Annotated in this window: 4 protein-coding genes and 1 pseudogene; 4 read left to right on the top strand and 1 reads right to left on the bottom strand. The window is 61.0% G+C overall.

The features are described 5' to 3' along the window. Window positions 1-282 (bottom strand): annotated as a pseudogene (locus tag ACFFAR_RS21460) (hypothetical protein); the annotation flags it as partial. A 180-nt stretch (window positions 283-462) separates the two neighbouring features. Here ACFFAR_RS21460 and ACFFAR_RS21455 point away from each other — a divergent pair. The 4 genes from ACFFAR_RS21455 to ACFFAR_RS21440 all read left to right on the top strand — a co-directional run bounded on the left by ACFFAR_RS21455 (window position 463) and on the right by ACFFAR_RS21440 (window position 6,306). Beyond that, window positions 463-2,121, top strand: coding sequence for a 3-(methylthio)propionyl-CoA ligase (locus ACFFAR_RS21455; protein ID WP_075359682.1), 1,659 nt, complete (start codon window positions 463-465; stop codon window positions 2,119-2,121). Between the two features lie 216 nt (window positions 2,122-2,337). Continuing rightward, window positions 2,338-4,422, top strand: coding sequence for a 3-hydroxyacyl-CoA dehydrogenase NAD-binding domain-containing protein (locus ACFFAR_RS21450; RefSeq protein WP_375508423.1), 2,085 nt, complete (start codon window positions 2,338-2,340; stop codon window positions 4,420-4,422). Window positions 4,423-4,443: 21 nt separating this feature from the next. After that, a complete protein-coding gene (pncA, locus tag ACFFAR_RS21445) occupies window positions 4,444-5,073 on the top strand; it encodes a bifunctional nicotinamidase/pyrazinamidase (protein ID WP_174364030.1) in 630 nt (209 codons plus the stop codon). Window positions 5,074-5,127: 54 nt separating this feature from the next. Then, entirely contained in the window at window positions 5,128-6,306 is a 1,179-nt protein-coding gene (locus ACFFAR_RS21440; RefSeq protein WP_061999344.1) for an acetyl-CoA C-acyltransferase, read from the top strand. Window positions 6,307-6,428: the final 122 nt, after the last annotated feature.

Below are 6,428 nucleotides of genomic sequence, written 5' to 3'. Positions count from 1 at the left end.
CGCCGGATCCTGCGCGTGAGTCGAGTTCAAGCCGACATTGAAGCCGAGCTCGGCAGCGGTATCGGCGGAGAATCCGACCAGATAGGGCGCGGGCAAGGGCGAGGCGGGCAGGCGGGTGAGGAACGCGGAACCGAGCGCGACGAATGAATCGCGCCGGTCGGTTTCGATCGATCCGATCAGCTTGCTTACCGGTCCCGAACTCGCATCCGAGGTCGCATCCGAGTCCGTCAATTCGGCTTCTGCAGCGGCACTGACAGCCATACCGCTTGGGGAAAACGACATATTGAGCACCTCATGGTTAACCGATATTGTAAATCCGCGCCCGCGCCGCTGCTGGAGCCCGCTCTTAGCCTTATCCGCGTTGGCTTTGAGACAAAATCAGATATTGCTTAGTCGAGAAACACTCAACCAGAAACACCCAGCATCAAATCCCGTGCATCCGGACTTGTGAGGAACTTGCCCATGACGTCGCCGCTTTTAGGCCAGATGATGGATGTACCGCTACTCGCTTCATCGCTGATTTCCCATGCTTCCCGTCATTTCGGCGCTACCGAGATCGTTTCGCGCCGCATTGAAGGCGACATTCATCGCTACACCTGGCGCGATTGCGAAAAGCGCGCGAAGCAGCTTGCGCAGGCGCTGATCGGGCTGAATGTGCAGCCGGGCGAGCGCGTTGGCACGCTGGCGTGGAACGGGTATCGTCATCTGGAGTGCTATTACGGCGTGACCGGCATGGGCGCGGTCTGCCACACCATCAACCCGCGGCTTTTCCCCGACCAGATCGCGTTCATCATCAATCACGCCGACGACGAATACGTCGCCTTCGACATGACCTTCACGGCGCTTGTCGACATCATCGCGCCGCAGTGTCCGAACGTGAAAGGCTGGATCGCTCTCGGCGACGAAGCGTGCATCAGCACCCATCTCGCCGATATGGCCACGCCCGTCACGAGCTACGAAACGCTGCTCGCGAAACACGATGGCGACTACGAATGGCCCATGCTCGATGAACGTTCGGCATCGTTTCTCTGCTATACATCGGGCACGACCGGCAATCCGAAGGGCGCGCTGTACACGCATCGCTCGACGGTCCTGCATGCCTTCGGCGCAGCGCTACCCGACGCCATGGCCTGTTCCTGCCGCGATTCGATCTTGCCCGTCGTGCCGATGTTCCACGTCAATGCATGGGGCATTCCGCACGCGGCGCCGCTGGTTGGCGCGAAGCTCGTGCTGCCCGGCAATTGTCTCGATGGAAAATCGCTCTACGAACTGATGGAAGCCGAAGGCGTGACGTACTCGGCTGGCGTGCCGACCGTCTGGCTGGGTTTGCTGAACTACGTGAAGCAGGCTGGCGTGCGCTTCAATACGTTGCAGCGCACGGTCATTGGCGGCTCGGCTTGTCCGCCGGCGATGCTGCGCACGTTCGAGGACGATTATGGCGTCGAGGTCATTCATGCCTGGGGCATGACGGAAATGTCGCCGCTCGGCACGCTCGCCAAGCTCAACTGGGAGCAACGCCAGCGCTCGCCAGAAGAACAACGCCATCTGCGCGAGAAGCAGGGCCATGTGATGTTCGGCGTCGACATGAAAGTCGTCGGCGACGACGGCAACGAACTTCCCTGGGACGGCAAATCATTCGGCGATCTTTACGTGCGCGGGCCATGGGTGATCGACCGGTATTTCCGGAAGGACGATTCGCCGCTCGTCGATGGCTGGTTTCCCACCGGCGATGTCGCGACCATCGATACCGACGGTTTCATGCACATCACCGATCGCAGCAAGGACGTGATCAAGTCAGGCGGCGAGTGGATCAGCTCGATCGATCTGGAAAACATCATGATGTCGCATCCGCAGGTCGCGGAGGCCGCTTGCATTGCGTGCTCGCACCCAAAGTGGACAGAGCGGCCGCTGATCGTGGTCGTGCTGCGTCCTGAGGCAACCGTCACGCGCGAGGAACTGCTCGCGTTCTACGACGGCAAGGTGGCGAAGTGGTGGCGCCCGGACGACGTTGTTTTCGCCGATGAACTTCCGCACACGGCCACGGGCAAGCTGCAAAAGCTCCGGTTGCGCGAAATGTATCGGGAGCATGTGTTGCCGACGGTCGGTGAAAGCGTCGACTAGCCCGCCATTCACCGGGCTGCCGCCGCGCAGCCTGTTTCCTGTTTCCCGCCTTCCATCTCCGCCATCCCGTAATAACAAAATTGAACGAGCGTTCGTTTTTGTGTATTCTTGCCGGGTGGATCAAATCCAAAGCATCACAATCACAGCATCACGCGAATCAGCGCCTTCCGGATTTTTGCCGGAAGATAGATGGCGCACCGAATGGAGGAAGACGAAATGGCAGTGGATTACACGACCCGCGACGGCATCGCCGTCATCACGCTGAATAACCCGCCGGTCAACGGCCTCGGGTTCTCCACGCGGCTTGGCATTGTCGAAGGCATCGAAAGAGCGCAGGCCGATGCGTCGGTCAGGGCCATCGTTCTGATCGGTGCGGGCAAGGCGTTCTCCGGCGGCGCCGATATCACCGAGTTCAACACGCCGAAAGCCACGCAGGAACCGACGCTGCATACGGTCATCAAGGTCGTGGAAGCCAGCCCGAAACCCGTCGTGGCCGCGATCCATAGCGTCGCAATGGGCGGGGGCCTCGAGCTTGCGCTGGGCGCGCATTATCGGATTGCTTCGGCGGGCGCGCAGATCGCGTTGCCTGAAGTCAAGCTTGGTTTGCTCCCGGGCGCCGGCGGCACGCAGCGCCTGCCGCGCGCGGTGGGTCTCGAAACCGCGTTGAACATGATCGTCTCCGGCGCGCCGGTGATGTCGGAGAAACTCGCCGGATCGGGCTTGTTCGACCAGATGGCCGAAGGCGACCTGCTCGACGCAGCCATCGAGTTCGCCCAAGAAGCCGGGGCGCAAAACGGGCCGCATCCGTTGGTTCGCGACCGCAAGATCAAGCATCCGAACGCCGAAGGTTTCATTCAGTTCGCGCGCAATGGCGTAACGCCGCTGGCGAAGAATTTTCCGGCGCCGCTTAAATGTATCGATGCAGTCGCGGCCGGCGTAAAGCTCGGCTTCGACAAGGGCCTGGCGGTCGAGCGCGAGTGTTTCGTGGCGCTGGTGCAGACGCCCGAAAGCCGCGCACTGCGCCATGCATTCTTCGGCGAACGCGCGGCGAGCAAGATTCCCGACGTGCCGTCGAACACGCCCGTTCGCAAGATCGAACGCATCGGCGTGATCGGCGCGGGGACGATGGGCGGCGGTATTGCGATGAACTTCATCAACGCCGGATTGCCGGTGACGTTGCTCGAAACGAAACAGGAAGCGCTTGATCGCGGCCTCGCGACCATTTGCAAGAACTACGAAAGCGCTGTGAAGAAAGGCCGGCTGACGGCGGAGAAACTCGAGGAACGGCTCGCGCTGATCACGCCGACCCTCGCGTATGAGGACCTGAAGGACGCCGATCTCATCGTCGAAGCCGTGTTCGAGGAACTCGGCGTGAAAGAACAGGTGTTCTCCAAACTGGATCAAGTGGCGAAGAAGGGCGCGATCCTGGCATCGAATACTTCCACGCTCGATGTCGACAAGATTGCCGCGTTCACCAAGCGCCCCGAAGACGTCGTAGGCATGCATTTCTTCAGCCCGGCCAACGTGATGAAGCTGCTCGAAGTCGTGCGTGGCGCGAAGACATCGAAGGACGTGCTCGCCACCGTCATGCAGCTCGCGAAGAAGATCAAGAAGACGGCGGTGGTGTCGGGCGTGTGCGACGGGTTTATCGGCAACCGGATGATCGAGCAGTACTTGCGTCAGGCGCTGTTCATGCTCGAAGAAGGCGCATTGCCGGCGCAAGTCGATCGCGCGATCGAAAAGTTTGGCTTTGCGATGGGACCATTCCGCATGAGCGATCTGGCGGGCAATGACATTGGCTGGGCGATTCGCAAGCGGCGCTATCAGGAGAAGCCGGACCTGAAGTATTCGAAGATCGCGGATCGTTTGTGCGAGACGGGGCGCTTCGGCCAGAAGACCGGCGCGGGATGGTACGACTACAAGGCCGGTGACCGGACGCCGCATTCGTCGAAAGTCGTGGACGAGATGATCGTTGCGTATTCGCAGGAACAAGGCGTCGAGCGCCGCAAGATTTCGGACGATGAGATCGTCGAACGCCTCGTCCTCGCGCTCGTGAACGAAGGCGCGTTGATCCTGGATGAGGGGATTGCGTCGAAGGCATCGGACATCGATATGGTCTACCTGACGGGCTACGGTTTCCCGCTGCATCGCGGCGGCCCGATGTTGTATGCGGACACGATCGGCCTCTACAACGTCGAACGTGCGATGCGCAAATACGCCGCGCAGCCCAATGGCGATGCATGGAAGCCTGCGGCGAGCGTGACCGGACTGGCGGCCGCCGGCCGTGGTTTCAATAGCTGAAAACCGTAAAGCGAGGCATCAATGAAAGGCGCAGACGAAGTCCTTCTCGTGATCGATGTCCAGAATGATTTCATGCCGGGCGGCGCATTGGCCGTCGCTCACGGCAATGAAGTCGTGCCCGTGATCAACCAGCTTGCGCACGCGTTTTCGCATGTCGTCGTGACGCAGGACTGGCATCCGGCGAAGCATATTTCGTTTGCCGAGCATCACGCGGGCCGCGCGCCTTTCGACATGACCACGCTTCACTACGGCGAGCAGGTCTTGTGGCCGACGCACTGCGTGCAGGACACCGAAGGCGCGGCGTTGCATCGTGATCTCCATGTGCCGCATGCGCGGCTCGTTATCCGCAAGGGCCACCATGTGGGCGTCGATAGTTACTCGGCCTTCATGGAAGCCGATCGCGTCACGCCGACGGGCCTCACGGGTTATCTGCGCGATGCGGGTGTGAAGCGAGTCTTCTGCTGCGGACTGGCGACGGATTATTGCGTCGGGTGGTCCGCGCTCGATGCACGCAGCGCAGGCTTCGAAGCGGTCGTCATCGACGATGCCTGCCGCGCGATCAATCTGAACGGATCGCTGGAACGCGCGTGGGCGCAGATGGCGGCGGCAGGCGTGGAGCGGATCGTTTCGGCGGATCTGCTGCGCCCGTAGCTACGCCCGTAGTGATCAACATCAACATTATTCGTATTCGAAGTGGAGACAGGAATGACTGACGCGGTAATCGTATCGACGGCACGCACGGGTCTCGCCAAATCGTGGCGCGGCGCATTCAACATGACGCATGGCGCGACGCTCGGCGGTCATGTGACGCAGGCGGCAGTGGCGCGCGCGGGCATCGACCCGGCGCGTGTGGAAGACGTGATCATGGGTTGTGCGAATCCGGAAGGCGCGACGGGCATGAACATCGCACGGCAGATCGCGTTGCGCGCGGGACTGCCCGTGAGCACGCCGGGCATGACCGTGAACCGCTTTTGCTCATCCGGGCTGCAGACCATCGCGCTCGCGGCGCAACGCGTGATTGCCGGCGAAGGCGACGTTTATGTGGCCGGCGGTGTGGAATCGATTTCGTGTGTGCAGAACGAGATGAACCAGCACATGCTCTTCGATGGCTGGTTGAAGGAACATAAGCCAAGCATCTACTGGTCGATGCTGCAGACCGCCGAGAACGTCGCGAAGCGCTATGAAATATCGAAGGAACGCCAGGACGAGTACGGCGTGCAATCGCAGTTGCGCGCGGCCGCCGCTCAAGCTGCGGGCAAGTTCAACGACGAGATCGTGCCGATCACGGTGCTTGCCGGTATCGCCGATAAAACCACGGGCCGCGTCTCCACAAAGGAAGTCACGCTTTCCTCCGATGAAGGCATTCGCGCCGATACGACGCTCGAAGGGGTATCGAAGATTCGCACCGCGATGCCCGGTGGCGTGATCACGGCGGGCAATGCAAGCCAGTTTTCCGATGGCGCATCGGCTTGCGTGGTGATGAATGCATCGGTGGCCGAAAAGGAAGGGTTGAAGCCGCTCGGGATTTTCCGGGGCTTCGCCGTTGCGGGTTGCGAGCCGGATGAAATGGGTATTGGACCGGTGTTTGCCGTGCCGAAGCTGCTGAAGAAAGCCGGCCTCAAGGTCAGCGATATCGACCTGTGGGAACTCAACGAAGCGTTCGCCGTGCAAGTGCTGTATTGCCGCGATACGTTGGGCATTCCGGCGGATCGATTGAACGTGAATGGCGGGGCGATTGCGGTGGGGCATCCGTATGGCGTGTCGGGCGCACGATTGACGGGGCATGCGTTGATCGAAGGAAAGCGGCGTGGCGCGAAGTTCGTCGTGGTGACGATGTGCATCGGCGGCGGGCAGGGCGCGGCCGGGTTGTTTGAAGTAGTGTGATTTTGACCGGTCGCCCGGCGTTTTTGATACGCTTGGGCGATCGGTTGGTCCAACTGGTCAACCCCACACTTTTGATTACGCTTTGATAGGCGGATTGCGAAGTTTGGTCGCCTGCTTATGGC

This window comes from uncultured Caballeronia sp. (assembly GCF_964243625.1).
Lineage (GTDB): Bacteria > Pseudomonadota > Gammaproteobacteria > Burkholderiales > Burkholderiaceae > Caballeronia.
This window is presented reverse-complemented; position numbering and strand designations above follow the sequence as displayed.